Consider the following 25,552-nt stretch of genomic DNA (forward strand, 5'->3'; position numbering starts at 1 on the left):
TCATTCATGAAGAAGAACATCACCCTCATCCTGGCCGCTTCGCTGATGGCACTGGCGGGCGCCGCCCGCGCCGAAGAGCCGGCGGTCGGCACGCACACGGTCTACCTGGGCCTGGCCCACATCGACGTGAACAGCAAGGCCGCCCCGCTGGAAGGCGGCAGCAAGCAGTTCCCGGCGCCGGGCGCGCAGATCCGCGTCGGTGACGCGACCACCACGGGCTTCGGCTACACCTACCGCTTCGCGCCGCGCTGGAGCGCGGAGCTGGCGCTGGGCATCCCGCCGTCGCACAAGATCTACGGCAACGGCGTGCTCGCCAACGCCGGCCAGATCGCGGTCGTGCGCCAGATGCCGCCGACGGCGTTCGTGAACTACCACCTCGGCGAATGGATCCCGAAGGTCCATCCCTTCGTCGGCGCGGGCGTGAACTACACCTACTTCGAGAAGAAGCGCAGCACGCCCACCGGCGACGCGATCAGCGGCGGCCCGACCCGCATCACGCTGGAGAACTCGTGGGGCCTCGCCGCCCACGCGGGCTTCACCGTGGCCTACACGAAGCAGTGGTCGCTGAACGCGACGGTCGCCTACGCGGACGTGCGCAGCAAGATGCGTTCGTTCACGACGACCAAGGACGGCGTGGAAGAGCTGCACACGGACATCAACTTCCGTCCGGTGGTGTACACGCTGTCGCTGGGTTACTCGTTCTGATCGGACCTCTGATCGAACGCGGGCCCCACGGGGTCGGGGGATCCCCCCGCTCCGTGCTGTCCCGGGCCACTACACTTCAGACATGAGCGTGTTGCTGGCCCTGGATAGCTCGACCGAACACATGGCTCTGGCCCTCGTGGGCCAGGGCCATGATGCTTTTGTGGACGCCGATGGCGGGGCCCTGGCCTCCCAGCGGCTGGTCCCCGACGTGATGGCGCTGCTGAAGCAGGCCGGCCTGCCGCTGGCCGCCGTCGACGCCGTCGGCTTCGGCCGCGGACCCGGCGCGTTCACGGGGCTGCGTACCGCATGCTCGGTGGCGCAAGGTCTGGCGTTCGGCGCGGGCAAGCCGGTGCTGGCGCTGGACAGCCTGATGCTGGTCGCGGAAGACACGCGCCAGCAGCTGGTCGCCGCCGGTGAAGATGCCCCGTCGCTCGACGTGTGGGTCGCGATGGACGCCCGCATGAACCAGATTTACCTTGGCCGCTACCGTTGGAACGGCGCGCGCTGGTCGACGATCGTCGAACCCCTGCTGACCGATCTCGACCCGCTGCGAGCGCTGTGGCACGAAGAGCCGCCGACGATCGTCGCCGGCTCGGCGCTGGGCGCGTTCGAGCTGGAGACCGGCGCGGCTCGCCGCTTCCCCGCCACTGCTTCGCGTGCCCGCGCGCTGGGCGCGCTCGCGCATCAGTCCTTCGATGCTGGCCTCGCGGAGGACGCCGCCAACGCGCTGCCGCTGTACGTGCGCGACAAGGTGGCGCTGACAACGGCCGAACGCGAAGCGGCCAAGGCTACAACCGCTGCAACTGCCGCCGTGGCCGATGCCGCCGATGCCAAGGGAGCGCCCGCCAGATGAGCGCCCAACCCCGCGACCTGGCCTGGCCGCCGTCGCTGCAATCCCTGCAGCCGCTGCGTGCGCTGGACCTCGACGAGGTGATGGCGATCGAGGCCGTCTCCTACAGCCATCCGTGGACGCGCGGCAACTTCATCGATTCGATGGCCGCGGGTTACGCCGGCTTCGTCATGCGTGACGAGCAGGCGCGTCTCTGCGGCTACTTTCTTGCGATGCAGGTGATCGACGAGATGCACCTGCTCAACATCACCGTCATCGAAGAGCGCCAGGGACAGGGACTGGCGCGACGCATGCTCGATGCGCTGAGCCTGCTGGCGCGGGCGCGAGGCTGCCATCAGGTGTGGCTGGAAGTCCGCGAGAGCAACGTCCGCGCGCGCCGGCTGTACGAGCGCTACGGCTTCGTGCAGAGCGGCCTGCGTCGCGGCTACTACCCCGGCGCGGACGGCCGCGAGGACGCGATCCTGATGACGCTGCGCCTGATGGAGCCTGCCGCATGAGCTGGAACGATCGTCAACGCGCGATGCTGGAGGCGATGGGCCTCAAGCTGTGGACGCCCTCGGCGGGCACGGCGCCGTCGACCGAGGGCTCGCGGGACGCCGTGTCTGCTGCGCCGGTCGCGCAACGGGGTGCTGCGCCCGCGCGATCGGCCGACCCGGTCTCCGCGCCGACGATGCGCGCGCCGGTGGTCGATTCGGACGTCGCCATCGCCGAACCGCCCGCGCCGCGTCGCGTGGCGGAAGCGCCGGCACGAGCACCGACCGTCGGGCCCACCGTGGCACCGACCGCGGCTCCCATCGCGGCGCCCGTGACCGCGGCCGCCGCCGTCGATGCCGCGCTCGCCCAGGCCCGCGGCGTGGCGCGCGAAGCCATCGCCCGCCTGGACTGGCCCGGCCTGCGCGACGAGGTCGCGTCCTGCCGCGCCTGCGGGCTCTGCGAGTCGCGCAAGAACACCGTGTTCGGCGTCGGCAACGAGCGCGCGCACTGGATGGTCGTCGGCGAGGCGCCGGGCGAGCAGGAGGACCTGCAGGGCGAGCCCTTCGTCGGCGCTGCCGGCAAGCTGCTGGACAGCATGCTGCGCGCGGTCGGCCTGAGCCGCGGCGAGGGCACGCCCGAACGGCAGGTCTACATCGCCAACACGCTGAAGTGCCGGCCGCCGCGCAACCGCAATCCGGACCCGTCGGAGCTCGCGCAATGCGAGCCCTTCCTCCAGCGCCAGATCGATCTGATCCAGCCGCGCATCATCCTGGCGATGGGCCGCTTCGCCGTGCAGCAGCTGCTGCGCAGCCAGGAGCCGATCGGCAAGCTGCGCGGCCGCGTCCACCGCTACCAGGGCGTGCCGCTGGTCGTCACCTATCACCCGGCCTACCTGCTGCGCAACCTGCCCGACAAGGCGCGGGCGTGGGAGGACCTCTGCCTGGCGCTGAAGACGCTGGACGAGCAGCCCCCGCGCGGCGACGGCGCCACCGCGACGCCGGCCATGCCGTCGACGGCCGGGACGGACTGAATGAACGCGCCGGTGCCGCCCCTGCCGCCGGCCTGCCCGGCACCCTCGGCCGACGACCAGGCCGCGCAGTTCCGGCTGCTCGCGGACAACGTGCCGGTGCTGATCGCGGTCTTCGACGCGGCCACGCGCACCTGCCGTTTCGCCAACCGCCAGTACGCGCGCAGCTTCGGCCTGGACGAGGTCAGCGTGCTGGGCCGCACCTTCGCGCAGATCATCGGCGAGGAGGCCTCGCAGGAGATCGAGCCCCACGTGCAGCGCGTGCTGCGCGAGCGCGTCAGCGTCAGCTACGAACGCCGCCTGGAGCGCCGCGACGGCAGCCCGCGCTGGATCGAGGTCAACCTGATCCCGTACGTGCCGCCGGGCGCGGACGAGGTGCAGTCCAGCTTCGTGCTGATCTCCGACATCACCCGCTTCCGCGAGGCCGAGCTGGCCGTGCGCGATTCCGAGGAGCGGATGGGCAAGTTCATGCAGGCGTCGATGGAGGGCATCGTCTTCCACCGCGACGGCGTGATGACCGACGTCAATCCGCCGCTGTGCGAGCTGGTGGGCTACACGCTCGAGGAACTGGTGGGGCGGTCGGCCCTGTCGATGATCGCGCCGGACCAGGTCGACACGGTGCGCGACGTGATGATGAGCGGCAAGGAGACCCGCTATCCGACGGCGATCCTGCATCGCAGCGGCGAGCGGATCGACGTCGAATTCATCGTGCGGACGCTGTGGCGCAACGGCGAGCGCCTGCGCATGACCATCGTCCGCGACCTGCGCCCGCACCTGGAGGCGCTGGCGCGCATCCAGCACCTCGCGCAGCACGATCCGCTGACCGGCCTGCTGAACCGCGCGACCTTCATGGAACGGCTGCGCGAGCGGCTGACGCAGGGCGCTGCGCGCCGCGCGGCGCTGCTGTTCATCGACCTCGACAACTTCAAGCGGGTCAACGATTCGCTGGGCCACCTCGAGGGCGACCGCGTGTTGCGCACCGTCTCCGAGCGCCTGCGCGGCGGACTGCGCGGCAGCGACCTGGTGGCGCGCTTCGGCGGCGACGAGTTCGTCGTGCTGCTCGAGGACGTGCACCAGCGCAAGGATGTGCAGACGGTGCTCAACGCGCTGCTGAGCGTCGTCGAGGTGCCGGTGCAGGCGGATGGCCGCGACCTGTCGGTGACGCCGTCGATCGGCGTGGCGATGTATCCGGAGCACGGCGAATCGCCCGAGGAACTGCTGCAGCACGCCGATACCGCGATGTACCTGGCGAAGACCGCCGGCCGCGCGACCTACCGTTTCTTCGAGCACGCGATGGCCCAGAACGCCTATGCGGACCTGGTGCTCGAGACCGAGCTGGCGCAGGCGCTGACGGCCGACCAGTTCGTGCTCTTCTATCAGCCGCAGGTCGACGCACGCACCGGCGCCCTGGTCGGCGCCGAGGCGCTGCTGCGCTGGCGCCACCCGGAGCGCGGCCTGCTGACGCCGGACGCCTTCATCGTCGTCGCCGAACGCCATCGGCTGATGCTGCCGCTGGGCGAGTGGGTGATGTACGAGGCCGCGCGGCAGACGCGCGCCTGGCACGAGCGCGGCGTCGCCGCGATCCCGATCGCGGTGAACCTCTCGAGCATGCAGTTCCGGCTGGCCAGCTTCTCGAAGTCGGTGGCCCACGTGCTGAAGACGGCCGGCGTGCCCGGCGAGTGGCTGGAGCTCGAGCTGACCGAACGCATGCTCACCGAGGAGATCGACCGCCTGCCCGAGCTGCTGCAGACCTTGCGATCGCAGGGGCTGGCGATCTCGATCGACGATTTCGGCACCGGCTACACGGCGCTGAACCAGTTGATCCGGCTGCCGCTGGACAAGCTCAAGATCGACCAGAGCTTCGTCGCGGTGCTGCCGGACGATCGCGGCGCGGCGGCGATCACGCGCGCCATGGTGCAGATGGCCAAGGGCCTGGGCATGCGCGTCGGCGCCGAGGGCGTGCGCAACGCGCGGCAATGGCACCTGCTGGCCGAGTGGGGCTGCGACGAACTGCAGGGCGAGGTGATCGCGCCGGCGATGCCCGCCGAGGAATTCGAAGCCTGGCTGGCCCAACGCGGCGAGCCGATGCTTCCCAGGATCGACACATGACTTCCAAGACGCCTGATTCCGCCCGCCTGAACGGCGCGGCGTCCGCGCCGCATGGCGCTTCCCGTCCGGCCGCGCCGGGCGCATCGGCCCATGCGACCGACCCGGCGATGACGGCGCTGCTGCGCGACGAACTCGCCGCCGCCGGTGGCTGGCTGCCGTTCGACCGCTACATGAGCCTGGCGCTGTACGCGCCGGGCGTGGGCTACTACGCCAATGCGCGCCGCAAGTTCGGCACGATGCCCCAGCAGGGCTCTGACTTCGTGACGGCCCCGGAGCTGTCGCCGTTGTTCGGGCGGGCGCTGGCGAAGCAGGTCGCGCAGGCGCTGGCGGTCAGCGGCACGGACACGGTGATCGAGTTCGGCGCCGGCAGCGGCGCGCTGGCGGCACAACTGCTGGAGACGCTGGATGCGGCGGGCACGCCGGTGTCGAAGTACTTCATCGTCGATCTGTCCGGCACGCTGCGCGAGCGGCAGGCGGAACGGCTGGCGCGTTTCGCGCCGCGGGTGGAATGGCTGGACCGCTGGCCCGACGAGATCCACGGCGTGCTGGTCGCCAACGAGCTGCTGGACGCGATCCCGGTCGAGCTGCTGCGCTGGGATGGTGAACACTGGCTGCAACGCGGCGTGACGATGGACGATCAGGAGATGCTGTCCTTCGACGACCGGCCCGGCGATGCGCGTCCGCCGACGCCGCCGGAGCACGATGTGGGCTTCGTGCCAGGCACGGTGACGGAGATCCATCCGCAGGCCGAGGCGTTCGTGCGCACGCTTGCGGAGCGCCTGAAGCGAGGCGCGGCCTTCTTCATCGACTACGGGTTCCCGGAGTCGGAGTACTACCACCCGCAGCGCACCGGCGGCACCGTGATGTGCCACCACCTGCACCGGTCCGATCCCGACCCGCTGACGCTTCCGGGGCAGAAGGACATCACCGCACACGTGAACTTCACCGGCATCGCGCTGGCGGGGCAGGACGCGGGGCTGATGGTGCTGGGCTACACGAGCCAGGCCAACTTCCTGATCAATTGCGGCCTGGTCGATTTGATGAGCGGCGCCGACCTCGCGCAACGCGGCATGGCGCACCGGCTCATTGCCGAACACGAGATGGGCGAGCTGTTCAAGGTCATCGGCTTCGCGCCGGGTGAGGGGTTCGATGCGTTGGGGTTCAACGCGGGCGATCGGTCGCATACGTTGTGAGCGCGGCGCGACAACGTGAGTGACTCATGTTGATGGGATTTCAATCGAGCCTGACTGACATCAGTTAGCCGCAGGTCTGGAGGGCGTTCGAGTCTCCGCAGGCATTGTTCAATCACCTCTCCATTCGCATGCGCCACACCGGCGCGAAGCAGCGAATGAAGCGAGGTGTCATGCAGCCAGAAGAATTTCGAATCGAGGTTCAATCGAGGATCGCCGGACGTCGGGCGTTCGATCTGAACAAAAGCCACTTGCGTGCGATCGCGGCGCAGGAAGCGCGCAGCTTCGTCGCCGAATGGAAGGCGGAGAAGATCTATCCGTTCCCTGACGATGAACCCGCGACCCAGCTCGAGCTGATCGAGCGGCAGGTCTTCGACATCGTCGCCCTCAATGTTGCCCGCTATCTTCCCGACTTCGAAGGTGCCGCGCCGAGGAGCAAGGCCCTCCACCTTCGGATGCTTCGTCAGGCCATCGAGAAGGGGCCCGAGGATCTTCAACTGATCTTGACCGAGGTCTTGAACCTCCCCATGCGCCAGCAGGAGGAACTTGCCGAACTGCTGCGTGAGGGCTCGATGTCTTCAATCATCAACGGGGCGAGGGTTGTCTCGGAACGGCTCAAGTTTCTGAACGGCCTTGAAGCGATCCTCTTCGACAAGGGACCGAAGCAGCGATTGAAGGAGCGGGCCCAACTGCATCGGATCCTCGCCGAGAACCCCTGGCTCTTCGGTGAGGAGTTCCATCTCTCCGTCGACGACATGTCGCTGACCGAAGTGCTGCGCAAGCACAAAGCGCTGTTGGGAGAGGACGTCGTCATCGGCGCACCAGTCAAGCATGTCTCCCAGACGCGCGGCATCGTCGACCTGATGCTGTCGAGGCAGACCCGGCGCTATCGCGCCAACGACTTGACTCACCTCGTTGTGGAACTCAAGGCGCCCTCCGTCAAGATCGACCGCGACGAGATTTCTCAGATTGAGTGCTATGCCGCCTCCGTGACCGCTGACGAACGCTTCCGCAACGTCGATGTGAACTGGGTGTTCTGGGTGATCAGCGATGACATCGGTCCCGTGGGGAAATTCAAGATCGGCCGGAATACATCGACCGGTCTCGTTCATCAGAACGACAACGTGTCCATCCACATCAAGACATGGGGTCAGGTGCTCGACGACAACCGGGCCCGCATGCAGTTCTTTCAGGAGCGGCTGGCCTACCAAGCCGACAAGGGCGCAGCGCTCAAGCATCTGCATGAGCGCTACTCGAGCTATTTGGAGGGGGTGCTCGATCCCGTTGATGTGCTGTCGCAACCCGAAGCTTCGAGGACCGTCCTTCAGCCTGAAGCTGCGGTGTCCCCGGGATAAGAGGAGCTACGACCTCAGCGCGGGCGATCGCTCTCACACGCTTTGAGCGCGGCCTTGCGCGCCTCCTGGATCGCCTGACCGATGGCCGGGCCCTTCTTGCCTGCCGCGAGCGCGGCTGAAGAGATCGCCGCCTGATCGACCGCCTGCACCGCGCGCAGGTCGTGCAGCAAGGCCTGGCGTTGCGGGTAAGGACGGTCGTGCAAGCCCGTGCGGCCGCGGGCGTCGCACTCGCAGGCCAGCAGCAACTGCGCGAAGCGCTCCGGCCGGCGCAGCGCATCGCTGCGCTCGATCAGGCGCAGGCGCGCCTCCGCGCTGAAGTCCAGGCTCTGGTGCACATGCGTGTGCTCGCGCGCGACCAACTCCGCGAGCTCCTTGCAGTCCGACGACACGCGCCATCGCTGCGACAGCGCGGCCGCCAGCTCGACGCCGCGTGATTCGTGCTTCAGGTGGCGCGGCCATTCCTCCTCGGGCGTCGTGCCCTTGCCGAGGTCGTGGCACAGGGAGGCGTAACGCACCGGCAGCGGCGCCTCGACGCGGGCGCATTCCTGCAGCACCAGCAGCACGTGGACACCGGTATCGATCTCAGGGTGATGCGCCGCGGGCTGGGGCACGCCGAAAAGCCGCTCCAACTCCGGCGCGATGCGCGCCAGCGCGCCGCTGTCCCGCAGGATCTCGATCATCCGCGCCGGGTGGGCCTCCATCAGGCCGCGGGCGACTTCCTGCCAGACGCGCTCGGCGACCAGGGCATCGGCTTCACCGGCGGCCACCATGCCGCGCATCAGCGCCATCGTCTCCGGCGCCACCGTGAAGTCGCCGAAGCGCGCCGCAAAACGCGCCAGCCGGAGGATCCGCACCGGGTCCTCCGCGAAGGCCTCCGACACGTGACGCAACACCCGACCCTCCAGGTCGCGCCGACCGCCGTACGGGTCGATGACCGTCCCGTCTTCCGCCTGGGCCATGGCGTTGATCGTCAGATCCCGGCGAGCCAGGTCCTCTTCCAGCGTGACATCCGGGTCCGTGTGGAACTGGAAGCCGTGGTACCCGGCGGCGGTCTTGCGCTCCGTCCGGGCCAATGCCACCTCTTCATGGGTCACGGGATCCAGGAAGACCGGGAAATCCTTGCCGACAGGGATAAATCCCTTGTCGATCAAGGACTTGGGCGTCGCTCCCACCACCACCCAATCGCGGTCCTGGACGGGCAACCCCAGGAGCGCGTCCCGGACGGCTCCCCCGACGAGATACATCTGATCACTCATGTTGCGGCGCAGCATCCCCGATGAAGGGGATAGCTCAAGTAGTCTCTCTATCCGTATATTCACCAATGCCACCTGCACACCAGTGCCTGTTCAAACGGGCCAGCTACCGAGAGAGACGTTGTAGTCAGGCAGGCCGGCATAGCAGTAGGGAGTATCTTGAATGAAGTCTGTTCTTCTCCTCCTGCTGGGCGGAATTGGTCTCGCCGCCCAGGCGCAGGAGCAAGCGCCGGACACGAACTCCGTGCACGTCGCCGCTGACACCAGTTTCACCCGGCAGAGCCAGCCCGCCCCCGCGCAGCTGGCAGATGTCAACGAGCAAGAAGGTGCGGACGCCGTCGTGCCGTCCTTCGTCTCCGAGCCCACGAACCAGGCCATGATGCTCGGCGGCCTTCTCGCCGCAGGGTTCATGGTCCGCCGCCGCCGCGACAACTGATCTCGCGTCCGGTCCACCTCGCCGCCTTTGGCCGCCTGCCCGCACAGGTAGCCAGGGCGGTTTTTCATTTCAGGCCTTCAGCACCGGCACCGGACCGCTGACGTCGCGGTAGGGCTCCTCGAAGTCCAGGAAGTCCTTTTCCGCCATCGCATCGGCGATCCACTCGCGCACGCCCGGCGCGGCTTCCACGGCGGCCGTGTAGGCCTTCAGCGGTGCCGGCAACGGCAGTCCGTACCGCGTCACCCGCATCACCACCGGCGCGAAGAACGCATCCGCCGCGCCGAACTCGCCGAACAGGAAGGGGCCGCCGCTCTGCGTGAGCGCGTCGGTCCACAGTTCCACCACGCGGGCGAGGTCCTTGCGCAGGCCAGCCTCGGTCTGCAGCAGCCGCGCGCCGACGGTCGACAGGTCCGCGTCGATGTTCATCATGCAGTGGCTGCGCAGCTGGCCGAAGCCGCTGTGCATCTCGGCGCAGAGGCAGCGCGCCCGCGCGCGCTGGCGGGTGTCGCGGGGCCAGACGGCCTTCTCGGGGAAACGGTCGGCGAGGTACTCGACGATCGCCAGCGAATCCCAGACCGCCAGGCCGTCGTCCACCAGCACCGGCACCTTGCCGGCCGGCGTGACCGTGCCGATCTCGCGATAGAAGGCCGAATCGGGCGTGAAGTCGAAGCGGACGATCCGCTCCAGGAAATCGATGCCCAGCGCCTTCATCAGCACCCACGGGCGCATCGACCAGGACGAGTAGTTCTTGTTGCCGATGATCAGCTGCATGAGGAAAGCTCTCTGGAAAGGGGAAGGGCGCCGTCGCCGGCGCGCCGGGGTCAGTTCGTGCCGTTGGCCGGGATGTCCGGCGCCGAGGCTGCTGCCGGACCGATGACACGGCCCAGCCGGTCGCGCAGCACGGTGCCGGTCTCGCGGCCCATCAACTGCGCGTAGATCGTCGCGTTGGACAGCACCTTGCGCACGTAGTCGCGGGTCTCCCAGATGGGGATGTTCTCTGTCCAGATCGCGGCGTCGAGCTGCGGACCGTCGCGCCAGCGGCGCGGCCGGTTCGGGCCGGCGTTGTACGCCGCCGCGGCCATCGCCTGCGAGCCCTCGAAGCTGTCCATCACCAGCTTCAGGTAGCCGGTGCCCAGGCGCAGGTTGGTGTCGCGGTCGTGCAGCATGTCGGGCCTGAACTCGACGCCCAGCTTCTTGGCCGTCCACTTCGCGGTGGCGGGCATCACCTGCATCAGGCCGCCGGCGCCGACGTGCGAGCGGGCGTCCATCATGAAGCGCGACTCCTGCCGGATCAGGCCGTAGACATAGGCCGGGTCCAGGCCCACGGCCGTCGACTGCTTCAGCACGTCCGCGCGGTAAGGCATCGGGAAGCGCTGGGCGAGGTCGATCTCGGTCTTCGTCCGCTCGCTGGTCTGGATGCAGCGCTCCCAGAGCTCGCGTTCGCAAGCGGCCTGTGCGATCGACAGCAGCTCGCGATCCGACAGGCCGCGCAGGCTGAAGTTCCATTCGCGCTGGCCTTCACTGCGCAGGCCCACGGCCAGCAGCATCAGCGCGCGCTGGATGCCCGGATTCGCGAGCGCCTGCGCGCGTTCCGGCGCCGTCAGATCGGCGGGCGTCGGCGGCAGCGGCAGGCGCAGCTTCAATTCGTCGGCGGCCAGCTTGCCGTAGAAGCTCAGCGGCGAGGCGATCGCGCGCAGCGTCTCCTGCGCCTCGCGGCGCTGGGCGTCGCCGGGCGGACCGGTCGGCGCCAGCTGCTGCTGTGCCTTCGCGCGCCAGTACTGCCAGGTGATGTCCTTCTGGTCCGACGGCTTCATCAGCGCGATCGCCGCGATCAACTGCTCGGGCCGGCTCGCGCCCGCGTCACCGCGCAGCGCGGCGCGCGCGATCCAGCTGATCGTGTCGTCGCTCCATTCGATCGGGCCGAGCTTCGCCTGCAGCTTCAGCGCGCGATCGAAGTGCTCGTTGGCCTCGTCCTTCAGCCGCAGCGCCGCCTGTCTGCCGTACTGGGCCCAGAGCCAGGCGGACAGGTCGTTCGGAAGCTTGGCGGCCCAGCGGCGCACGTCGTCGTCCGCCTTGTCGTAGTCGGTCGCCAGCAGACGCATCAGCGCCAGCATCGTCAGCTCGGCCTTGGCGCGCGGCGAGGCCGCGGCCTTGCGCTTCAGGTAGCGGTCCGGCTTCTCCATCAGCTCGGCCAGCGCCTCCTGGTCGGGCTTGGACAGCAGCGCCCCCGCCTGCTTCACCGCGCGCGGCTTGTTGGTCTCGACGATGAAGCGCAGCTTGCGCCAGACGTCGGAGTCCTTGAACTGGCCGTTCTCGTGCAACGTGGTCGCCAGCATGTTGCAGCCCTCGTCCGCGTCGCGCTGCGCGAACCAGGCAGCGCGCGCGGCATCGCGCAGGTCGCGCCCTGGCGGATCCGCCAGGATCGCGTAGCAGGCGACCTCGCGGTCGTCCTGCATCTTGTAGGCGGCGTGGTCGCGGCGGAAGTTGATCCAGTCGCGGCGGTGTCCGAGCTCCAGCAGCCAGTCGTTGCGCAGCCGGTCCTCGACATAGGCACCGGGCCAGCGCGCGTAGAACGCGTTGAGCTCGGGCTGCTGGGCCTCGGACAGGCGGGCGTTCAGTTCCCAGTAGTCGAACCAGGGCGCGAGCGGATGCTGCTGGTCGAAGGCCGCCTGCCGCATCGCGGCCAGCCGCGAGCGGTCCCGGACGCGCCAGGCCTCGCGGGCGTCGGTGACCAGGTCCGGCAGCGGCGGCAGGGCGTTGGGCACGACGTTGAAGGTCGTGCTCGACTGCGCGAGGGCGGTTGACGCCGTGACCGCAGCGGTCAGGCCGAGGAGACCGAGGGCGCCGACGGTGGCCGAAACGGTCACGGTGGCGGAGGCGAGGGCGGTTACAGTGATCCGAGCGAACTTCATGCCGACCTGCGATGAGTGACTCCCCCACGGCCCCCGAAGCCTCCGGCACAACCGGCAAGACCTGGCCCCATGAGCGAAGCGAGTTGCGTCGCGCCTTGCTGGCGCGCCGCCGCGAATGGTGGGCCGGTGCCGAGGCGCGTCTCGCGGCCGACAAGCTGGGCGAGCAGCTGCTTCCGCTGCTGCGCCAGCTCGAGCCGCTGACCCTCGGCCTCTACTGGCCCCTGGAGGGTGAATTTAACGCAGCGGCCTGGGCCTCGACCCACAAGCTCGGGGGGGAAATGCAATTGGCACTGCCCTTCGCGCGTAAAGCCGGCGATCACGGGCCGGCGGCGATGACGTTCCGGCGCTGGGATGGCCAGGAGCCGACGGTGAAGGACGAGTGCGGCATTCCCAGTTCCACTGGCCCGGTGCTGGTGCCGGAGGTGCTGCTGGTCCCGTGCCTGGGCTACACGCGGGAAGGGTTCAGACTGGGTTACGGCGGTGGCTACTTCGACCGTTGGATCGAGGCGCATCCGGGGGTCACGACGATCGGGCTGGGGTGGAGCTGCTGTGAAGCAGCCTTCGAGGTTCAGCCGCACGACCAGGCACTGACAGTCGTGCTGACCGAGCGCGAACTCATCGCGCCCTGAACCTCTTGCTCCCTCTCCCGCTTGCGGGAGAGGGTGGGAGTGAGGGCCAGCGGCGGTGGAAGTACCAAGGCCTTTTCAGCCCGAGTTCTCATCCACGGGCGGATCCGGCTCCCCGATCGCGCGACGCGTGATCGCCGCCTGCTCGCCGATCCATTGCGCAAATTCGACGACCTCGGGCCGCGCCCGGCCGTGCTCCGACATCATGAGCCAGTAGACCGTCGGGCAATCGGTGCGTCCGGCATCACCGAAAGGCTCGACCAGCTCCCCACGCTCCAGCGCCTCATAGATCATTGGCAGCCGCGCCAGCGCCACCGCCTGGCCGGACACCGCCGCCTGGATCTGCTGATACGTGAAGTTCAGGTACATCCAGCGCCGCGGCTGCAGGTCCGGCGCGCCATGCAGCGCCAGCCAGCGCCGCCAGCTCAGGAACAGGCCGCTGGGGCGCTGGTCGTCCTCCTCCGCCAGCGTGTATTGCCGCAGGTCGGCCGCCTGGCTCAGCGGCGGGCCCTGGCCCTCCTGCGCCTGCTTGGCGACCCACGGGTTCACGACCGGCGTCAACATCTCGCCGAACATCCGCTGCGCCGACGGCGCCACGCGGTTGGGCGCGGCGTAGCGCAGCGCGACGTCGAATTCGCTGTCGTCGATCTCGACGAGCTGATCCAGCGCCGAGACGCGGATGTCCATGTCCGGGTGCTCGCGCTGGAAGGCCTCCAGCCGGGGGATCAGCCACAGCGACGCGAAGGAGGCGAAGGTCGTCACGTTGACGACGCGCCGGCCCCGCGTCGAGCGGATCTGCCGCACGGTGCTGTCCAGCCGTTCCAGCATCGGCTCCACGGCCGACAGCAGCAGCTTGCCGTCCGGCGCCAGCTCGACGTGGCGGGTGCCGCGCTTGAAGAGCGTCGCCCCCAGTTCCTCTTCCAGCGACCGGATCTGGCGGCTGATGGCGGACTGGGTCAGGTAGAGCTCCTCGGCGGCGGCGCTGAAGCTCAGGCGCCGGGCCACCGCCTCGAAGGCACGCAGCGAACCGACGGCGAGCGGGCGATGACGAGGCGGATTCATGCGTGAATGGTATCAATCGACGCGACAAGACTCATTGGACCAACGTCCGGGTCAACCCTAGGATTGCACCATGTCCACGAGGAAGGCCGCCGGTGCGCGGACCGCCCGGGGGACAAGGAGCAGATCATGAATGTCATGCAAAAGTCATCAATCCAGGTCAGCCGCGACGACGCCGCGTGGACCTTGTCGCAGGGCGAGGCCATGAGCCTGCCCATCGGCCCGGGCCGCCGTGAACTGCATGTGCTCGACGGCCGCGTCTGGGTGACGCAGCGCGGCGACCTGAACCTGCCGGCGCAGGACTTCTGGCTGTCGGCCGGTGAAACGCTGGAAGTCGCCAGCGGCACCGAGCTCGTCGTCGAAGCCTGGCCGACCGCCCGCTTCCAGCTGATGGTGCCGCCGCAGGTGTGCGCCAACAAGCTGGCGCGCAGTGTCGTCAGCCGCCTGCCTTCTTTCGGGCAGCTGTTCGGCCAGCGCCTGGCGAACGCTTGATCGTCGGAGCCGAAGCCGTGACGCCCTTCAGTGCCTTGACCGGTTTCTCCTTCTTGACGGTTCTCGGCTCGGCGCTGGTGCCGGCGCTCTTCTTCGGCGTCCTGGCCTTCGGTTTCGCGTTGGCGGAGCGCAAGGCCGACTCCATCGCGAGCCGCCCCCAGGGCAGCATGAGTGCGGGCGATTCGAGCGTCTCCTCGGGCGGCCGGAAGTAATTCAGGCTGGCGACTTCCTGTCGCCCGTCCTTGCCGGTCTTCGAGTACCGGAACGGCTCGCAGCCAGCCTCCACGTAGCGCGACTGGCTCGCGGCGTCGGCCTTCAGGTAGAGCTCGTCGCGGCTGATGATGGCCAGGAACAGGCCGTCCACGTACAGCCCGAAGCCGCCGAACATCCGCCGCGCCAGCACCGGCCCGAGCGGGGTCAGCAACTCCATGCAGTGATTCGCGAAGTCCGCGCCGGCGCCGGTGATGCGGCGGACGGTTCCCGTGGTCGTGGTGCCTCGTGCCATGGCGGCGACTCTAGCGCCAGTTGACCTCTGGCGCCCCGTCCGCGAGGCGGCCACAATGGTCCGCTCCAGGGCCCGTCGGGTCCGCTAGGAAAGGCGAATGGGCTGGATGGATCCGAACGACAAGCTGCCGATCTCCGAAGACCGCCAGGCGCTGCGCGAGCGCCTGATCCGCGAACGCCTGGACCTGCCGGGCCGCCTTGAACTCGCCGACGTCGTGCAGGGCGTGCTGCGCGTCTGGCTGGTCGGGCGCAAGGAAAAGCGCATCGCCGCCTACTGGCCCATCAAGGGCGAATTCGACCCCTTGCCGGCGCTGTACCGCTGGAGCGAGGTCGACGGCGACCGCCGCATCGGCCTGCCCGTCGTCGATCGCGAGGAAGGCCGGCTGCGTTTCCACGTCTGGTACCCGGGCTGCCCGATGGAAGAGGACGCCACCGGCATCACCAAGCCCAAGGACACCGAGGCCTTCGATCCGCAATTGCTGCTGCTGCCCTGCTTGGGCTACGGCCCGGGCGGCGTCCGCATGGGTTACGGCGGCGGCTTCATGCTGCGCACGATCGCGCAGATCCAGCCGCGTCCGGTGGTCGTCGGCGTCGGCTTCAGCCACGGCTTCCAACCGACGCTGACCGCCCAGCCGAACGACGTGCGGCTCGATGCGATGCTGACCGAGATGGGGGTCGTCTGGGAGAATTCCCGCGCATGAATGCCGCCTCGAGTCCAGCCATGAGTTCCGTTGATTCCCACGCCCTGAACGACCTCTACAAGGCGCACCTCGCGGAGCAGCAGCGCCGCACCGAACACGCGCTGCAACGCGGTGGCTTCGACGCGCTGCTGATCGCGTCGGGGATTGAGAAGTTCGCCTTCCTCGACGACCGGCCCTACGTCTTCCAGCCGAATCCCCACTTCAAGTTGTGGGTGCCGCTGATCCGTCATCCGGACAGCTGGCTGGTGATCCGCCCCGGGCACAAGCCCCGTCTCGTCTACGTGCAGCCCGAAGACTACTGGCATGTGCCGCCCGAGGCGCCGAGCGGCTTCTGGGTCGATCACTTCGAGCTGATCATCGTGCGCAAGGCCGAGGACGCGCTGCCTTACCTGCAGGTGCCGGGCACGCTGGCGATCGTCGGCGAGGCGGATGCGGCGCTGGGCGACATCGTCCCGAACAACCCGCCCGAGGTGCTGAACCCGCTGCACTACGCGCGCGCCGCGAAGACCGGCTACGAGCTGCTGCGCCTGCGCGAGGCATCGGCGCTGGGCGCGACGGCGCATCTGGCGTCGCAGCGCGCGTTCCGCGAGGGACGTTCGGAGGCGGCCATCCACAACGCGTATCTGGAAGCCTGCGGTTTCGCGGAGCGCGACCTGCCCTACGGCAACATCGTCGCGCTCAACGAGCACGCTGCCGTGCTGCACTACCAGTACCAGGACCAGCAGGCGCCGGCGCAATCGCTGTCGCTGCTGGTGGACGCGGGCGCGCACAGCTGCGGCTACGCGTCGGACATCACGCGCACGACCGGCAACGGCGACGCGACCTTCCAGGCGCTGATCGATGCGATGGAAGCGGCCCAACTGCGGCTGGTCGATCGCGTGCGTGCCGGTGTCGACTACCGCGACATCCATCTGGCTTCGCACCGCGAGACGGCCGGCGTGCTGCGTCAGCTCGGCATCGTGAAGATGGACGAGGAGGCGATGCTCGCGCAAGGCGTGACCTCGACCTTCCTGCCGCACGGCATCGGCCACCTGCTGGGACTGCAGGTCCACGACATCGGCGGCTTCATGGCCGGCGAGGACGGCGGCACCATCGCCAAGCCTGAGGGCCATCCGTACCTGCGCCTGACGCGCGTGCTGCAGCCCGGCATGGTCGTGACGATCGAGCCGGGGCTGTACTTCATCCCGATGCTGCTGGACAAGCTGCGCGCGACGCCCGCGTCGACGAACGTGGACTGGGCGCTGGTGAAGCACCTGAGCGCGTTCGGCGGCGTCCGCATCGAGGACGACGTCGCCTGCCGCGAGACGGGCGCGCCGGAGAACCTGACGCGGGATGCGTTCGCGGCGTTGAACTGATCAGAGCCGGTCAGAACCGGTATCCAACCCCCACGCCCACCAGCAGCGGATCGATCTTGAACTTCCCGACGTTCGTTCCCTTGGAGCGGACCTCGGTGTCCATCTGGACCTTCTTCACGTCGACGTTGATCGACCATTGCTGATTGAGCATGACGTCGAAGCCGGCCTGTGCGGCCAGGCCGACGCTGTGCTTCTTGATGGTCGGCTCCAGTGCCGCCTGCACCGCGGGATCGAAGTGGACGCCGGAGAAGCTCGTGTAGTTGAGGCCCGCGCCCACGTACGGGCGGAAGGTCCCTTCCGGATTGAAGTGGTACTGCAGCGTCAGCGTCGGCGGCAGGTGCTTCACCGAGCCGATGCGCGTGCCGTTGCTGTAGAGCGTGTGGCGCTGCGGCACGGTCAGGACCAGCTCGGTGGCCCAATTCGGCGCGAGGAAGTAGCTGAAGTCGAGTTCCGGGATCGTCTTGCGGCTGAGCGACAGACCCAGGCCGGTCCTGTCCTTGTCTGCCGGGTCGATGTTCACCGCGCGGGCGCGGAACACCCACGGGCTGCTCTGCGCGTGGGCCGATGGCGCCATCGCGGTGGCGAGCGCGGCCAGTGCGACGCCGACGGCGATCGAGGGACGGAAAAGCGCGGGGGTGCGGGTGCGGGACATGCGATCACTCCTGGTCAATGGGATGACCGGGATTGAACGCGTGCCGCTCCTCGAGAACCTTGACCGTTCACAAGGAACGGCGGTGAACCGGAGCGGTTCCTGTTGATGGCGCGGGGCGCTTGCGCCTTATCAAGCTTTCGCTGTGAAGCCGAGGCGTTCGCACAACGCCAGCGTGAGCGCGCTCTGGTTGAGCGAGTAGAAGTGCAGCGCCGGCACGCCGCCGGCGATCAGCCGTTCGCACAGCCGGGTGACGACGTCCAGGCCGAAGGCGCGCACGGAGGCGGCGTCGTCCATGTAGCCTTCCATCTTCAGCGCGACCCAGCGCGGGATCTCGATGCCGTCGCGCTGCGCGAACTGCGCGATGCGCGCGAAGTTGTTGATCGGCATGATGCCCGGCACGATGGGCACGTCCACGCCGATGGCCCGCGTCGCATCGACGAAATGGAAGTAGGCATCGGGGTTGTAGAAGAACTGCGTGATCGCGCCGCTGGCGCCAGCGCGCACCTTGTCCGCGAAGAACTGCAGGTCGCGCGCGGCGTAGCGCTGCTGCGGGTGGTACTCGGGATAGGCGGCGACCTCGATGTCCCAGTCCGCGCCTTGCGTCTCGCGGATGAAGCGCACCAGCTCGGCGGCGTAGCGGAACTCGCCCGCCGTCGCCGTGCCGCTGGGCAGGTCGCCGCGCAGCGCGACGACGCGGCGGATGTTCTGCTCGCGGTAGGTCGCGAGGATCTCGGCGATGTTCTCGCGCGTCGAGCCCACGCAGGACAGGTGCGGCGCCGCGTCGAAGCCTTGCGAGGCGATGTCCGCGACGGTCGACAACGTCTTCTCGCGCGTCGAGCCGCCCGCGCCGTAGGTGACGCTGAAGTACTGCGGATTCACCGCGCGCAGTTCCTGCACGACTGTCTTCAGCTTCTCGGTGCCGACGGGCGTGTTGGGCGGAAAGAATTCGATGCTGACAGGCGTCGTCATGGTTTCTGTACCCAGATGAAAAATTCGGTGTTGCCGTCGCCGCCGGTGACGGGGCTTTCGAACCAGCCCCGGACGACGAGGTCGCGCTTCTCGGCGGCCGCCACGGCCTGCTCCTTGAGCACCGCGTACTGCGACTTGTCCTTGACGATGCCGTTCTTGTTCAAGGCCTTCGGCCCCAGCTCGTACTGCGGCTTGATCAGCAGCAGCGCCTGGCCTTGCGGCTTGAGCCAGCCGACCACGTGCTTGAGCGTGCCGATCATCGAGATGAAGCTCAGGTCGCCCACGACCAGATCGAAGGGCTCTGCGGGGACGTAGTCTTTCACGTGCATGCCTTCATGGGCGGTCACGCGCGGGTCCGCCTTCAAGGTCTCATGCAGCTGGCTGTGGCCGACATCGATGCCGGTCACGTGCGTCGCACCCGCCTTGAGCAGCACGTCGGTGAAACCGCCCGCGCTCTGGCCCATGTCCAGCGCCGTGAGGCCCGCCACCGACACGCCGACCTTGGCCAGCGCGCCTTCGAGCTTGAGCCCCCCGCGCGAGACGTAACGCAGCTCGGCGTCGTCCGTCACGCGCAGGGGCGTGGTCTCCAGCAGGTCCTCGCCGCACTTGCGCACGACGGTCCAGCCCTTGGGGCCTTCCCACTCGACCGCACGCGCGTCGATCAGCCGCTGGGCGGCCGAGCGCGTGGGCGCCAGGCCAAGGGAAAGAAGCAGCTGGTCAGCACGCATGGTCGGGTCTCGGGTCAGTCTCGGGTCAATGGATCAATAGCGGTAGGTGTCGGGCTTGTACGGGCCCGACTTCGACACGCCGATGTAGGCGGCCTGCTCGTCCGTCAGCTCGCTGAGCTGCGCGTTCAGCGTCTTCAGCTGCAGGCGGGCGACGTGCTCGTCCAGGTGCTTGGGCAGCACGTAGACCTGACCGACGGCGTAGGCGTCCTTGTGCGCGAACAGCTCGATCTGCGCGATCGTCTGGTTGGCGAAGCTCGACGACATCACGTAGCTCGGATGGCCCGTGCCGCAGCCCAGGTTCACCAGACGGCCCTTGGCCAGCAGGATGATGCGTTTACCGTCCGGGAAGATCACGTGGTCGACCTGCGGCTTGATCTCTTCCCACTCGTACTTCTCGATCGAGGCGATGTCGATCTCGTTGTCGAAGTGGCCGATGTTGCAGACGATGGCGTTGTGCTTCATCGCGGCCATGTGCTCATGGCGGATCACGCCCTTGTTGCCGGTCGTGGTGACGAAGATGTCGGCCTTGTCGGCGGCGTATTCCATCGTCACGACGCGGAAGCCTTCCATCGCGGCCTGCAGGGCGCAGATCGGGTCGATCTCGGTGACCCAGACCTGGGCCGACAGCGCGCGCATCGCCTGCGCGGAGCCCTTGCCCACGTCGCCGTAACCGGCGATCACGGCGATCTTGCCGGCGATCATCACGTCGGTGGCGCGCTTGATGCCGTCCACCAGCGACTCGCGGCAGCCGTACAGGTTGTCGAACTTGCTCTTGGTGACCGAGTCGTTGACGTTGATCGCGCGGAACAGCAGCGTGCCCTTGGCCGACATTTCCTTCAGGCGGTGCACGCCCGTGGTCGTCTCTTCGGTGACGCCGATGATCTCGGCGCTCTTGCGGGTGTACCAGGTGCCGTCCTCGGCGATCTTCTTCTTGATCGCGGCGAACAGGATGCGCTCTTCCTCGCTGCCCGGGTTGGCCAGCACGGACAGATCCTTCTCGGCCTTCTGGCCCAGGTGCATCAGCAGCGTCGCGTCGCCGCCGTCGTCCAGGATCATGTTGGGGCCTTCGCCCGCGGTGCCCTTGGCGCCGAAATCGAAGATGCGGTGGGTGTAGTCCCAGTAGTCCTCCAGCGTCTCGCCCTTGTAGGCGAACACCGGCGTGCCGACGGCGACCAGCGCGGCGGCGGCGTGGTCCTGCGTCGAGAAGATGTTGCAGGAGGCCCAACGCACTTCGGCGCCCAGCGCCTGCAGCGTCTCGACCAGCACGGCCGTCTGGATCGTCATGTGCAGCGAGCCGGTGATGCGCGCGCCCTTGAGCGGCTGCGCGGCGGCGTATTCCTCGCGGATGGCCATCAGCGCGGGCATCTCGCTCTCGGCGATCTTGATCTCCTTGCGGCCCCAGTCGGCCAGCGACAGGTCTTTGATCAGGTACTGGTCTTGGGCCAGCGGCTTCAGTTGGGCGTTCATGCGGACTCCTGCGAAGAAGGGCCGTCGACACCAGCGGTCAGGAAGCGGGGAGAAGCGGAGAGGGCGATTGCCGCTCGGTCCTCACCCGGCCTGCGAAGGGTCGACGGGTGAGCGCGGTTGCCATTGCCGCGGACGTGTCGCCGCGCGGCGGTTCCGAGCCTGGCCTCGATGGGATGGGAGGTCGCAACGCTCCTCGGAACAGGGCGCGATTGTAGTCATGTTCCGTTTTGTTCCGTGCGTCGCCTGGATGACGGCGTTGTGTCCGGGGCCACAATCGCCCCCCATGCGAACGATCCCCCCGCTGAGCGACTGCCCTCGCGCGGCCTGGTTCCCCCTGCGCGGGGTGTTGACGGACATCGACGACACACTGACGGCGGATGGCGCCATCGCACCCGCCGCGCTGGAGGCGCTGCAGCGGCTGCAGGCGGCCGGCGTGCCGGTCATCGCCATCACGGGGCGGCCCGCCGGCTGGAGCGAGCCATTCGCGATGGATTGGCCCGTCAGAGGAATCGTCGCTGAGAACGGCGGGGTGCTGCTGCACCGCGAGGGGTTGGCGCTGACGACCGAATTCGCCCAGGACGACGCCACGCGGTTGACGAATTTCGCGCGGCTGCAAGCCTGCGCGAGCGAGATCGTGGCGACCGTGCCCGGCGCCGTGCTCGCGCGCGACAGCGCGGGCCGTCTGACCGACATCGCGATCGACCACAGCGAGTTCACGACGCTCGCCGACGACGCGATCGCCGCCGTCTGCGACCGGATGCGTGCGCATGGGCTGGTGGCGACGGTTAGCTCGATCCACGTGAACGGCTGGATAGGCGATCACAGCAAGTGGACCGCCGCGCACTGGGCGGTCAAACGGCTGACGGGCCTGGACTTCGATCCGGCCGAGTGGGTCTATGTCGGCGACTCGACGAACGATCAAGTGATGTTCGAACGCATGCCGCTGTCGGTGGGGGTGGCCAACATCGCGCGTTTCCTGCCGATGCTGGATCACCCGCCCGCCTATGTCACCGCGACCGAGCGCGGCGACGGCTTCGCGGAAGTGGCCCGGGCGCTGCTGTCGGCACGCGGGTAGACCGTCTCCTCGACGGCCGGGCGGTGGGGCCGCGGCTGGCGTCCCTCGACCGGGTCCCACGCATGGCGGCCGACGAGCGCCGACACGCCCGGCCAATCATGACCGCGCGGCAGCACGCGGGCCAGCGCCGCGTGGCTGACCCGTCCCCCGACGGCGATCAGGCGCTCCGCCACGTCGATCCGCCGACGGCGCAGCCGCGGCAGCAGCCATCGGTTGGTCGGGCGCTCGCGCATCACGCTGGGATGCGGCATGCAGCGGTGTTCCGCCATCAGCAGGTGACGCAGCAGGATCTCGAGCCCGAGCGGATCGAGGCCCCGCCAATCGGCGCTCAATCGCGCCAGCGCGAAGCGCAGATTGGCCTGCGCGTCCGAATGCGCGACGTGGAAACGGTTCTGGCCGGTCATGAACATCGAGACCTCCGGAGGGCGGGAGCACCGCGCCGTTGTGGCAAGTACGGCGCCTGTCCTTGATGTCGGCCAGGGGGAGCCGGTTCTGAATCGGGGGATGTCCCCGAAAACGTCACGAAACGAAAACACCCCGCCAAGGGGTGTCCAAAAAGAAAAGGGCCGCGCGAGGCGGCCCTTCGGGTGGGGTTCGGAGAATCGTCAGGACTCCGACGTTCAGGAGGCTTCGGGATGGCGGACCTTCCAGGCACGCAGGGCCTGGCGGTACGCGTCCATCGCGAGATCGTGCAGGTCGAAGATGCACGGGTCGCAGCCGTTGCCGCAGCACGCATCGATGTCCGGCTGCGGCGGCGGCACGGGCATCGGATCGTCGCCCGCCTCGAGCGAGGCAGGGACGGCGGCGGAATCGGTCTGGACGTCGGTCATGGCTGGCGATGCTCCCGCAGGAGGCCGTGGCCTCCCGCGGCAAGGCGCGTCAGCGACGGACCGGCGGCGGGCCCGAGTGGTTCGAACGCTGCAGGTGACGGAAGGTGATCCGGCCCTTGGTCAGGTCGTACGGCGACATTTCCAGGGAGACGGCGTCGCCGGCCAGGATGCGGATGTGATGCTTGCGCATCTTGCCGCCCGTGTAGGCGATGACCTGATGGCCGTTTTCCAGCGTCACGCGGAAGCGCGAGTCCGGCAGGATTTCGTTGACGACACCCTGCATTTCGATCAGTTCTTCCTTGGCCATACGGCTTGCTCCATTCTTGAAGATGAAAACGGCGCCAGCCGCGGTCTGCCGCAGGCCTTCGCCCTGGATATCAGCGGCGCGCGGCTCAGTGGCTGCGCGCCCAGGCGGTGCCTTCGGTCTCCGCATAGCGCAACGCGGCGCGGCGGGTCTCGAAGGTCGGCACGAATCGCATGACACGATCAATGCTGGCCATGCCGCGTCCCGACTGGATCGAGACGGCCGCGGCGAATCCGCCGTCGGCATGGGGTTTGGTCATCGGTGAGACAAGGAATCGCCCCACCTCAATGCGTTTGTTATGCATCATTATTTTGAGGTGTGCGCCTTGACAGGCAATCGCAATAAGCAACCGTCTTGGCGCGGTGTGGGAAGGTGTGTCACTGCTATTCGATGATACGAACAGAAGGGGCACGGAAAGTGGTTTCTGATGCCGATCAGCCGAATGGCGAACAGACAGGCCGAAACCAGAAACGCTCAAGCGCACGAACCGGGGGGTGATGCTGGTGCGAGCCGCTCGCAGAAGTGTCCTTGGGAGGGACCGGAGGGGCTGCAGAAGAAGACCTGAAGAGGGTGGTCTTGTGCGAGTCAAGCGGCGATTGTAGCCCAAGCGCCGGATTCCTGCATCTCCCGCGACCCCGGGTGTGGGGAGGAGCCCAAGCGCCCCTTCGGCGGATCGTGCAAGCGCCGCGCCGGAACGGGCACGTGCGATCGCCGCCCCGTTCCTACGATTCATCCGCCCCCCCCAACACCGGCCCGGCTCCTGATGCCGCGGCCTTGAATCCCCTGAAGGACGGAATCCCATGAGCAAGATCTGGTTCATCACAGGCGCCAACCGCGGTTTCGGTCTCGAGATCGCCCGCGCGGCGCTGGCTGCCGGCGACCGCGTCGTCGCCACCGGCCGCAACGTCGACGCACTGAAGACGGCGTATGCCGACCACGGCGAGAACGTGTTGTGTCTTCCGCTGGATGTCAGCCGCGAAGCCGACGCCGCCCATGCGGTCGAACAGGCCGTGGCGCGCTTCGGCCGCATCGACGTGCTGGTCAACAACGCCGGCTACGGGCAGCTGGGGCTGTTCGAGGAAATCAGCGCCGCCGACATCGAACGGCAGTTCGCCACCAACGTCTTCGGCCTGATGCACGTCACCCGCGCGGTGCTGCCGGTGATGCGCCGGCAGCGCGACGGGCACATCCTGAACATTGCGTCGGTGGGCGGCTTCCGCGGTTTCGACGGCGCGACGGTGTACTGCGCGACGAAGTTCGCCGTCGACGGCTTCACCGCCTCGCTGGCGCCCGAGCTGGCGGGTTTCAACATCCGCGTGACGGTGGTCGAGCCGGGCTTCTTCCGCACCGACTTCCTGGACGCCAGCTCGGTCCGCTACGGCTCGCAGTCGATTGCGGATTACGCGACGCTGCCCACGCCGCCGCTGTCCACCTACGAGGCCTACAACCACCAGCAGCCTGGCGATCCGGCGAAGCTGGGCCGGGCGTTCATCGAGCTGGCCGCGATGCCGGCGCCGCCGCTGCATTTCGTGGCGGGATCGGACGCACTGGGGATGGCGCGCGAGACCTTCGGCCAGCGGATGGCGGAGGTGGAAGCGCACGCGGGCTTGTCGGCCTCGCTCGACCGCGACGACGTCTGAGTCGAGCGGCGTCGCGTCGAGCTGAACTGACCTCCGGCAGCGGTCACGGGGCGCGGCTACCATCCCGCCCCAGGACATGTCCGCCAGGGAGGGCGCGATGGAGGGACGCGGCACGCCGTCATGACGGTGGCGCATTGGGAGCCCGCCGGCCGGAGCCGGCGGCGGATCGCGGGGATGGCTGCGCTGTTCGTGCAGGCGCTCGCCTTGCTGCTGCTGTGGCGCGGGACCTTGACGGTGCGGCCGGACTTGCTCGGCCACCAGATGGCGCCTCTGCTGCTGGTGAAGGTCACTCCGAAGCTCGTCGACGATCCGTCGGCCTTCGACGACAGGTGGGTCGGCAAGTACGTCCCGTCGCGTCCTCGAGAACACGTTCCCGCACCGATCTTCGTGGCGCCGCCGGAGGTCACGATCACCGCCGCGCCGCCGTCGGGTTCGATCCAGACCGTGGCGGTGCCGGCCCTGCCGGCCTCCGGCGCTTCAGCACCGCCCGGCAACGGCCGCACGACGCTCAACCTCGCGCTGCCGAAGTCCGTTCCCGCGAGCGATGCGCGCGTGCGCATGGCCGATCAGATCCGCAACGACGATCGGTCCCACAGCGCGCCGCGCACGATCGAGTCCGCGATCGCCGACGCCGCCGGCACCCTGCCCATCGTGTCGAGCGTGTCGACCAGCGGCTCGGGCTCCAAGGTGATCCGTCAGGGCAGCAAATGCACGCGGGTCTATGAGAACCGCGTCGCCGCGCTCAACCCGACGGACGATCGCTTGAAGGATGCGCCCGCGATGGCGGGCAATTGCTTCAACAAATGATCCTGGAATGAGCCTGAAGGCACCGCGTCCCA

Annotated in this window: 28 protein-coding genes and 1 riboswitch; of the genes, 15 read left to right on the top strand and 13 right to left on the bottom strand. The window is 68.3% G+C overall.

The genetic code is table 11. The features are described 5' to 3' along the window. The first annotated feature begins 6 nt into the window (after window positions 1–6). The 7 genes from AC07OZ_RS12415 (at window position 7) to AC07OZ_RS12445 (ending at window position 7,710) form a co-directional block, all read left to right on the top strand. A complete protein-coding gene (locus AC07OZ_RS12415) occupies window positions 7–705 on the top strand; it encodes an OmpW/AlkL family protein (protein WP_495467416.1) in 699 nt (232 codons plus the stop codon). Between the two features lie 82 nt (window positions 706–787). After that, window positions 788–1,558 (top strand): tRNA (adenosine(37)-N6)-threonylcarbamoyltransferase complex dimerization subunit type 1 TsaB, encoded by a 771-nt coding sequence (gene tsaB / locus AC07OZ_RS12420; RefSeq protein ID WP_495467417.1) that lies wholly within the window; start codon window positions 788–790, stop codon window positions 1,556–1,558. Further along, on the top strand, window positions 1,555–2,052 hold the full coding sequence (gene rimI / locus AC07OZ_RS12425) for a ribosomal protein S18-alanine N-acetyltransferase (RefSeq protein ID WP_495467418.1): 498 nt from the start codon (window positions 1,555–1,557) through the stop codon (window positions 2,050–2,052). Before tsaB ends, rimI begins: the two co-directional genes overlap by 4 nt. Continuing rightward, entirely contained in the window at window positions 2,049–3,059 is a 1,011-nt protein-coding gene (locus AC07OZ_RS12430) for a uracil-DNA glycosylase (protein WP_495467419.1), read from the top strand. Before rimI ends, AC07OZ_RS12430 begins: the two co-directional genes overlap by 4 nt. Then, a complete protein-coding gene (locus tag AC07OZ_RS12435) occupies window positions 3,060–5,165 on the top strand; it encodes a putative bifunctional diguanylate cyclase/phosphodiesterase (protein ID WP_495467420.1) in 2,106 nt (701 codons plus the stop codon). It begins immediately after the preceding gene. 107 nt (window positions 5,166–5,272) lie between these two features. Continuing rightward, window positions 5,273–6,358: a class I SAM-dependent methyltransferase gene (locus AC07OZ_RS12440; protein ID WP_495467975.1), complete on the top strand. Its 1,086-nt coding sequence runs from the start codon at window positions 5,273–5,275 to the stop codon at window positions 6,356–6,358. A 170-nt stretch (window positions 6,359–6,528) separates the two neighbouring features. Continuing rightward, window positions 6,529–7,710, top strand: coding sequence for a histidine kinase (locus AC07OZ_RS12445; RefSeq protein ID WP_495467421.1), 1,182 nt, complete (start codon window positions 6,529–6,531; stop codon window positions 7,708–7,710). 14 nt (window positions 7,711–7,724) lie between these two features. Here the strand turns inward: AC07OZ_RS12445 and AC07OZ_RS12450 are convergent, their stop codons facing one another. Continuing rightward, window positions 7,725–8,966, bottom strand: coding sequence for a multifunctional CCA addition/repair protein (locus tag AC07OZ_RS12450; RefSeq protein ID WP_495467422.1), 1,242 nt, complete (start codon window positions 8,964–8,966; stop codon window positions 7,725–7,727). 160 nt (window positions 8,967–9,126) lie between these two features. Between AC07OZ_RS12450 and AC07OZ_RS12455 the strand changes: the two genes are divergently transcribed. Then, the gene (locus AC07OZ_RS12455) at window positions 9,127–9,399 is read left to right on the top strand and encodes a hypothetical protein (protein ID WP_495467423.1); all 273 of its coding nucleotides are present in this window, start codon (window positions 9,127–9,129) and stop codon (window positions 9,397–9,399) included. 69 nt (window positions 9,400–9,468) lie between these two features. Here AC07OZ_RS12455 and AC07OZ_RS12460 read toward each other — a convergent pair whose 3' ends face one another. Together AC07OZ_RS12460 and AC07OZ_RS12465 are read right to left on the bottom strand one after the other, a co-directional pair. Next, a complete protein-coding gene (locus AC07OZ_RS12460; protein WP_495467424.1) occupies window positions 9,469–10,170 on the bottom strand; it encodes a glutathione S-transferase family protein in 702 nt (233 codons plus the stop codon). 50 nt (window positions 10,171–10,220) lie between these two features. Then, window positions 10,221–12,311 (bottom strand): lytic transglycosylase domain-containing protein, encoded by a 2,091-nt coding sequence (locus AC07OZ_RS12465; RefSeq protein WP_495467425.1) that lies wholly within the window; start codon window positions 12,309–12,311, stop codon window positions 10,221–10,223. An 11-nt stretch (window positions 12,312–12,322) separates the two neighbouring features. Between AC07OZ_RS12465 and AC07OZ_RS12470 the strand changes: the two genes are divergently transcribed. Then, on the top strand, window positions 12,323–12,940 hold the full coding sequence (locus AC07OZ_RS12470) for a 5-formyltetrahydrofolate cyclo-ligase (protein WP_495467426.1): 618 nt from the start codon (window positions 12,323–12,325) through the stop codon (window positions 12,938–12,940). Window positions 12,941–13,015: 75 nt separating this feature from the next. Here AC07OZ_RS12470 and AC07OZ_RS12475 read toward each other — a convergent pair whose 3' ends face one another. After that, entirely contained in the window at window positions 13,016–13,999 is a 984-nt protein-coding gene (locus AC07OZ_RS12475; protein ID WP_495467427.1) for a LysR family transcriptional regulator, read from the bottom strand. A 126-nt stretch (window positions 14,000–14,125) separates the two neighbouring features. On the opposite strand from AC07OZ_RS12475, the gene AC07OZ_RS12480 reads away from it, so the two are divergent. Continuing rightward, a complete protein-coding gene (locus AC07OZ_RS12480) occupies window positions 14,126–14,488 on the top strand; it encodes a DUF2917 domain-containing protein (protein ID WP_331613804.1) in 363 nt (120 codons plus the stop codon). Here AC07OZ_RS12480 and AC07OZ_RS12485 read toward each other — a convergent pair. Further along, window positions 14,433–14,993 carry a TfoX/Sxy family protein gene (locus AC07OZ_RS12485; protein WP_495467428.1) on the bottom strand — a complete coding sequence of 187 codons (561 nt, stop codon included), beginning with the start codon at window positions 14,991–14,993 and terminating at the stop codon, window positions 14,433–14,435. The genes AC07OZ_RS12480 and AC07OZ_RS12485 overlap by 56 nt on opposite strands. A gap of 106 nt (window positions 14,994–15,099) precedes the next feature. Here AC07OZ_RS12485 and AC07OZ_RS12490 point away from each other — a divergent pair, with 106 nt between their 5' ends. Both AC07OZ_RS12490 and pepQ read left to right on the top strand, forming a co-directional pair. Beyond that, a complete protein-coding gene (locus tag AC07OZ_RS12490) occupies window positions 15,100–15,693 on the top strand; it encodes a 5-formyltetrahydrofolate cyclo-ligase (protein WP_495467429.1) in 594 nt (197 codons plus the stop codon). 20 nt (window positions 15,694–15,713) lie between these two features. Continuing rightward, window positions 15,714–17,048 (top strand): Xaa-Pro dipeptidase, encoded by a 1,335-nt coding sequence (gene pepQ, locus AC07OZ_RS12495; protein ID WP_495467430.1) that lies wholly within the window; start codon window positions 15,714–15,716, stop codon window positions 17,046–17,048. Window positions 17,049–17,058: 10 nt separating this feature from the next. Here the strand turns inward: pepQ and AC07OZ_RS12500 are convergent, their stop codons facing one another. The 4 genes from AC07OZ_RS12500 to ahcY all read right to left on the bottom strand — a co-directional run bounded on the left by AC07OZ_RS12500 (window position 17,059) and on the right by ahcY (window position 20,864). Continuing rightward, window positions 17,059–17,700, bottom strand: a complete 642-nt coding sequence (locus tag AC07OZ_RS12500) for an OmpW/AlkL family protein (RefSeq protein ID WP_495467431.1) — start codon at window positions 17,698–17,700, stop codon at window positions 17,059–17,061. Window positions 17,701–17,829: 129 nt separating this feature from the next. After that, on the bottom strand, window positions 17,830–18,669 hold the full coding sequence (gene metF / locus AC07OZ_RS12505) for a methylenetetrahydrofolate reductase [NAD(P)H] (RefSeq protein ID WP_495467432.1): 840 nt from the start codon (window positions 18,667–18,669) through the stop codon (window positions 17,830–17,832). Then, window positions 18,666–19,397, bottom strand: a complete 732-nt coding sequence (locus AC07OZ_RS12510) for a TlyA family RNA methyltransferase (protein ID WP_495467433.1) — start codon at window positions 19,395–19,397, stop codon at window positions 18,666–18,668. Before AC07OZ_RS12510 ends, metF begins: the two co-directional genes overlap by 4 nt. A 33-nt stretch (window positions 19,398–19,430) precedes the next feature. Continuing rightward, entirely contained in the window at window positions 19,431–20,864 is a 1,434-nt protein-coding gene (gene ahcY, locus AC07OZ_RS12515; protein ID WP_495467434.1) for an adenosylhomocysteinase, read from the bottom strand. Window positions 20,865–20,966: 102 nt separating this feature from the next. Next, window positions 20,967–21,065, bottom strand: a riboswitch (S-adenosyl-L-homocysteine riboswitch). Between the two features lie 82 nt (window positions 21,066–21,147). Here ahcY and AC07OZ_RS12520 point away from each other — a divergent pair. After that, window positions 21,148–21,939, top strand: a complete 792-nt coding sequence (locus tag AC07OZ_RS12520) for an HAD-IIB family hydrolase (protein ID WP_495467435.1) — start codon at window positions 21,148–21,150, stop codon at window positions 21,937–21,939. Here AC07OZ_RS12520 and AC07OZ_RS12525 read toward each other — a convergent pair. The 4 genes from AC07OZ_RS12525 to AC07OZ_RS12540 all read right to left on the bottom strand — a co-directional run bounded on the left by AC07OZ_RS12525 (window position 21,867) and on the right by AC07OZ_RS12540 (window position 23,332). Continuing rightward, a complete protein-coding gene (locus AC07OZ_RS12525; RefSeq protein ID WP_495467436.1) occupies window positions 21,867–22,349 on the bottom strand; it encodes a hypothetical protein in 483 nt (160 codons plus the stop codon). The two genes, AC07OZ_RS12520 and AC07OZ_RS12525, sit on opposite strands and share 73 nt — an antisense overlap. A gap of 210 nt (window positions 22,350–22,559) precedes the next feature. Continuing rightward, on the bottom strand, window positions 22,560–22,769 hold the full coding sequence (locus AC07OZ_RS12530) for an oxidoreductase-like domain-containing protein (RefSeq protein WP_495467437.1): 210 nt from the start codon (window positions 22,767–22,769) through the stop codon (window positions 22,560–22,562). A 49-nt stretch (window positions 22,770–22,818) separates the two neighbouring features. Then, on the bottom strand, window positions 22,819–23,076 hold the full coding sequence (infA, locus tag AC07OZ_RS12535; protein WP_067278543.1) for a translation initiation factor IF-1: 258 nt from the start codon (window positions 23,074–23,076) through the stop codon (window positions 22,819–22,821). An 85-nt stretch (window positions 23,077–23,161) separates the two neighbouring features. Beyond that, on the bottom strand, window positions 23,162–23,332 hold the full coding sequence (locus tag AC07OZ_RS12540) for a hypothetical protein (RefSeq protein ID WP_197507081.1): 171 nt from the start codon (window positions 23,330–23,332) through the stop codon (window positions 23,162–23,164). Window positions 23,333–23,873: 541 nt separating this feature from the next. Here AC07OZ_RS12540 and AC07OZ_RS12545 point away from each other — a divergent pair. Both AC07OZ_RS12545 and AC07OZ_RS12550 read left to right on the top strand, forming a co-directional pair. Then, window positions 23,874–24,713, top strand: coding sequence for an SDR family NAD(P)-dependent oxidoreductase (locus AC07OZ_RS12545; protein ID WP_495467438.1), 840 nt, complete (start codon window positions 23,874–23,876; stop codon window positions 24,711–24,713). A 174-nt stretch (window positions 24,714–24,887) separates the two neighbouring features. Continuing rightward, the gene (locus AC07OZ_RS12550; RefSeq protein ID WP_495467439.1) at window positions 24,888–25,520 is read left to right on the top strand and encodes a hypothetical protein; all 633 of its coding nucleotides are present in this window, start codon (window positions 24,888–24,890) and stop codon (window positions 25,518–25,520) included. The last annotated feature ends 32 nt before the right edge of the window (window positions 25,521–25,552 follow it).

It is taken from the genome of Roseateles sp. GW821-FHT09G03, assembly GCF_059416045.1.

Coding starts and splice junctions, on each gene's coding strand:
- AC07OZ_RS12520 (WP_495467435.1), top strand. CDS start 21,148: ATGCGAACGATCCCCCCGCTGAGCGACTGCCCTCGCGCGGCCTGGTTC.
- AC07OZ_RS12545 (WP_495467438.1), top strand. CDS start 23,874: ATGAGCAAGATCTGGTTCATCACAGGCGCCAACCGCGGTTTCGGTCTC.
- AC07OZ_RS12465 (WP_495467425.1), bottom strand. CDS start 12,311: ATGAAGTTCGCTCGGATCACTGTAACCGCCCTCGCCTCCGCCACCGTG.
- AC07OZ_RS12500 (WP_495467431.1), bottom strand. CDS start 17,700: ATGTCCCGCACCCGCACCCCCGCGCTTTTCCGTCCCTCGATCGCCGTC.
- metF (WP_495467432.1), bottom strand. CDS start 18,669: ATGACGACGCCTGTCAGCATCGAATTCTTTCCGCCCAACACGCCCGTC.
- AC07OZ_RS12435 (WP_495467420.1), top strand. CDS start 3,060: ATGAACGCGCCGGTGCCGCCCCTGCCGCCGGCCTGCCCGGCACCCTCG.
- pepQ (WP_495467430.1), top strand. CDS start 15,714: ATGAGTTCCGTTGATTCCCACGCCCTGAACGACCTCTACAAGGCGCAC.
- rimI (WP_495467418.1), top strand. CDS start 1,555: ATGAGCGCCCAACCCCGCGACCTGGCCTGGCCGCCGTCGCTGCAATCC.
- AC07OZ_RS12530 (WP_495467437.1), bottom strand. CDS start 22,769: ATGACCGACGTCCAGACCGATTCCGCCGCCGTCCCTGCCTCGCTCGAG.
- AC07OZ_RS12450 (WP_495467422.1), bottom strand. CDS start 8,966: ATGAGTGATCAGATGTATCTCGTCGGGGGAGCCGTCCGGGACGCGCTC.
- AC07OZ_RS12440 (WP_495467975.1), top strand. CDS start 5,273: ATGACGGCGCTGCTGCGCGACGAACTCGCCGCCGCCGGTGGCTGGCTG.
- AC07OZ_RS12445 (WP_495467421.1), top strand. CDS start 6,529: ATGCAGCCAGAAGAATTTCGAATCGAGGTTCAATCGAGGATCGCCGGA.
- AC07OZ_RS12415 (WP_495467416.1), top strand. CDS start 7: ATGAAGAAGAACATCACCCTCATCCTGGCCGCTTCGCTGATGGCACTG.
- tsaB (WP_495467417.1), top strand. CDS start 788: ATGAGCGTGTTGCTGGCCCTGGATAGCTCGACCGAACACATGGCTCTG.
- AC07OZ_RS12455 (WP_495467423.1), top strand. CDS start 9,127: ATGAAGTCTGTTCTTCTCCTCCTGCTGGGCGGAATTGGTCTCGCCGCC.
- AC07OZ_RS12480 (WP_331613804.1), top strand. CDS start 14,126: ATGAATGTCATGCAAAAGTCATCAATCCAGGTCAGCCGCGACGACGCC.
- AC07OZ_RS12525 (WP_495467436.1), bottom strand. CDS start 22,349: ATGTTCATGACCGGCCAGAACCGTTTCCACGTCGCGCATTCGGACGCG.
- AC07OZ_RS12460 (WP_495467424.1), bottom strand. CDS start 10,170: ATGCAGCTGATCATCGGCAACAAGAACTACTCGTCCTGGTCGATGCGC.
- ahcY (WP_495467434.1), bottom strand. CDS start 20,864: ATGAACGCCCAACTGAAGCCGCTGGCCCAAGACCAGTACCTGATCAAA.
- AC07OZ_RS12430 (WP_495467419.1), top strand. CDS start 2,049: ATGAGCTGGAACGATCGTCAACGCGCGATGCTGGAGGCGATGGGCCTC.
- AC07OZ_RS12540 (WP_197507081.1), bottom strand. CDS start 23,332: ATGACCAAACCCCATGCCGACGGCGGATTCGCCGCGGCCGTCTCGATC.
- AC07OZ_RS12490 (WP_495467429.1), top strand. CDS start 15,100: ATGGATCCGAACGACAAGCTGCCGATCTCCGAAGACCGCCAGGCGCTG.
- AC07OZ_RS12510 (WP_495467433.1), bottom strand. CDS start 19,397: ATGCGTGCTGACCAGCTGCTTCTTTCCCTTGGCCTGGCGCCCACGCGC.
- AC07OZ_RS12550 (WP_495467439.1), top strand. CDS start 24,888: ATGGCTGCGCTGTTCGTGCAGGCGCTCGCCTTGCTGCTGCTGTGGCGC.
- AC07OZ_RS12475 (WP_495467427.1), bottom strand. CDS start 13,999: ATGAATCCGCCTCGTCATCGCCCGCTCGCCGTCGGTTCGCTGCGTGCC.
- AC07OZ_RS12470 (WP_495467426.1), top strand. CDS start 12,323: ATGAGTGACTCCCCCACGGCCCCCGAAGCCTCCGGCACAACCGGCAAG.
- AC07OZ_RS12485 (WP_495467428.1), bottom strand. CDS start 14,993: ATGGCACGAGGCACCACGACCACGGGAACCGTCCGCCGCATCACCGGC.
- infA (WP_067278543.1), bottom strand. CDS start 23,076: ATGGCCAAGGAAGAACTGATCGAAATGCAGGGTGTCGTCAACGAAATC.